Consider the following 2,611-nt stretch of genomic DNA (forward strand, 5'->3'; position numbering starts at 1 on the left):
GAGCGGGTGTTCAGCTCGCGTTCCGCGGGCACGAACAGCCGGTCCCGGAGCCCCGGGGTCCGCTCAAGCTGGCGGCCGAACCGCTCGATGTCTACAACGTCTACGCCAATGCCAACGATCATGGCGCTATTCTACGGGGACGCTCACCGCCTGCCGTGCACAACCTGCGGCATAGGCCCCCTTGCCCCGGACGCTAGTGCCGTAGACTCGCGTGTGCCCAAGGACTGTCGAGCTCGTGTGAGGACGGACGGGAATGGTGCACCACCGACTGAAGAAGCATGACTGTACTCTTCACACCGCTGATGTTGTCGAGCGCCTGGGACTCCTCGTGCCATGCATCGCGGAGGAGGAGGTCGGACCGGTTCGGCCGGCCGAGTTGGCGGACTGGATCTCCGTCGAGGCCGAGGACGAACCCGAGATCGCCAAACACGGCTGGCTGGTGGAACTGGACGACGGGGTCGGCCTGCTCGTTCGCCCCGATCACGACGATCTGGCGGACCTGTTGGGAGAGCAGGTCGGTGTCCGCTCGGTTGTCCAGCTCGATCGCGAAGTGTTCGCCGTCGAAGCGCCCCGGTTGTGTGCCGATGGACTGCGCGCAGCCGTTATGCAGGCCGTCGCTGCTGCCAACAGCAGGGCCCATAACCCGCATCCGGCGGGTCAGCCGGGCGCCCCGGCCGGAGACGGCGTCGCCCCGCCCGACCCAGGCGCCACGGCTCAGACAACACAGCCGGCACCGACCATGGAACCTCCCGAGGATGACGACCTGTGCCGGCTGGTCTCCGGAGACGCCGCCAGTGACGGCCAGAGAGTTCAAATATGGGTCAACCGGAACGGCATCCTCATCCTGCCCGCCGGCACCATCCCGCACGGCCCCCTGGACCACAGCGAGAACCCACACTTTCAGCGCGCCATCGTTACGTCAGCTCGTGCGTCCGAACTTGCAAAGCGCCATGCAGGAAGATGGATCCCCTATTCCTCCCTCAGCGACGTCGGGCTGCTCCGCCCCGGGCTGGTGCGGCGTCGCTGGAGAGCTACCGTCGTCGAGCGAAGTGGCGCTTCTGCCTCGTTGAGCTGGCGAGGTACCCGTCCACACGCCCTGCTATTCGGGGTCTACGTCGTCGCCGGGCGCAGCCGCGGACCGGTGGACGGACTGCCCTAAGAGGGCGGGGCGAGCCGGGTAATAAACGGACGCCCCGAGCCTAAGGCTCGGGGCTTCCGTTTCGCTTGGTACCGACCGGCTCTTGGCCAGCTGGTCCGCGGTTACTCTACGGTGACGCTCTTGGCGAGGTTGCGGGGCTGGTCCACGTCGTAGCCCTTGGCCGAGGCGAGGGCCAGGGCGAAGATCTGCAGCGGGACGGTGCTGAGCAGCGGGGCCAGCAGCACGGGGGTTTCCGGGATGTAGAAGACGTGCTCGGCGTAGGCCTTGACTGCTTCGTCGCCCTCTTCGGCGATCACAATGGTCTTGGCGCCGCGCGCCCGGACTTCCTGGATGTTCGAGACCACCTTGGCGTGCAGTGAGTCACGGCCGCGCGGGGACGGGACCACCACGAAGACGGGCTGGCCCTCCTCGATCAGCGCGATGGGGCCGTGCTTGAGCTCACCGGCGGCGAAGCCCTCGGCGTGGATGTAGGCGAGCTCCTTGAGCTTCAGCGCACCTTCCATCGCCACCGGGAAGCCGACGTGGCGGCCCAGGAACAGCACAGACTTCGCATCCGCCATGGACACGCCGAGTTCCTTGATCTGCGCCTCGTTGTCCAGGATCCGCTGGATCTTGGCCGGGATCTTGTTCAGGTCCGCCAGGATGTCCTTGATCTCGCCCTGGAACTTGTTCCCGCGCAGCTGCGCCAGGTACAGGCCCAGCAGGTACGCGGCCGTGATCTGGGCCAGGAACGCCTTGGTGGAGGCGACGGCGATTTCCGGGCCGGCGTGCGTGTACAGCACGGCGTCGGATTCACGCGGGATGGTGGAGCCGTTGGTGTTGCAGATCGAGACCGTCTTGGCGCCCTGTTCCTTGGCGTAACGGACAGCCATCAGGGTATCCATGGTCTCCCCCGACTGGGAGATCGAGACGATCAGGGTGTTCTCGTCCACGATCGGGTCCCGGTACCGGAACTCGTGGGAGAGCTCCACCTCAGTGGCGATCCGGCACCAGTGCTCGATGGCGTACTTGGCCACCTGCCCGGCATACGCCGACGTCCCGCAGGCCAGCACAATGATCTTGTCGACGTTCTTGAGCAGCTGCGGGTCAATGCGGAGCTCATCCAGGGTCAGCCTGCCGTTGACGTCCGAGCGGCCCAGCAGGGTCTGCAGCACGGCGTCGGTCTGGTCATGGATTTCCTTCTCCATGAAGGACGGGAAACCGCCCTTCTCCGCCGATTCCGGATCCCAGTCCACGTGGTATTCCTTGCCCTCGGCCGGGGCGCCATAGAAATCGGTGATCTCCACCGTGTCCGCGGTGATGGTGACAATCTGGTCCTGGCCCAGCTCCACCGCACGGCGGGTGTAATCGATGAACCCGGACACATCCGAGCCCAGGAAGTTCTCGCCCTCGCCCAGGCCCACCACCAAAGGTGAGTTACGGCGGGCGGCAACCACAACGTCCGGCTGGTCC

At 66.0% G+C, this 2,611-nt stretch carries 2 protein-coding genes and 1 pseudogene; 1 reads left to right on the forward strand and 2 read right to left on the reverse strand.

All coding sequences use genetic code 11. The annotated features are described in order from the left end of the window. Positions 1-122 (reverse strand): annotated as a pseudogene (locus V6M49_RS04245) (holo-ACP synthase); the annotation flags it as partial. A 131-nt stretch (positions 123-253) separates the two neighbouring features. Between V6M49_RS04245 and V6M49_RS04250 the strand changes: the two are divergent. Then, entirely contained in the window at positions 254-1,159 is a 906-nt protein-coding gene (locus tag V6M49_RS04250; protein WP_332760184.1) for a hypothetical protein, read from the forward strand. Positions 1,160-1,260: 101 nt separating this feature from the next. On the opposite strand, the gene glmS is transcribed toward V6M49_RS04250, so the two are convergent. Then, the coding region (glmS, locus tag V6M49_RS04255) for a glutamine--fructose-6-phosphate transaminase (isomerizing) (RefSeq protein ID WP_332760186.1) at positions 1,261-2,611 on the reverse strand (1,351 nt) is incomplete at its 5' end.

This window comes from Pseudarthrobacter sp. (genome assembly GCF_036675385.1).
Classification (GTDB): Bacteria; Actinomycetota; Actinomycetes; order Actinomycetales; family Micrococcaceae; genus Arthrobacter.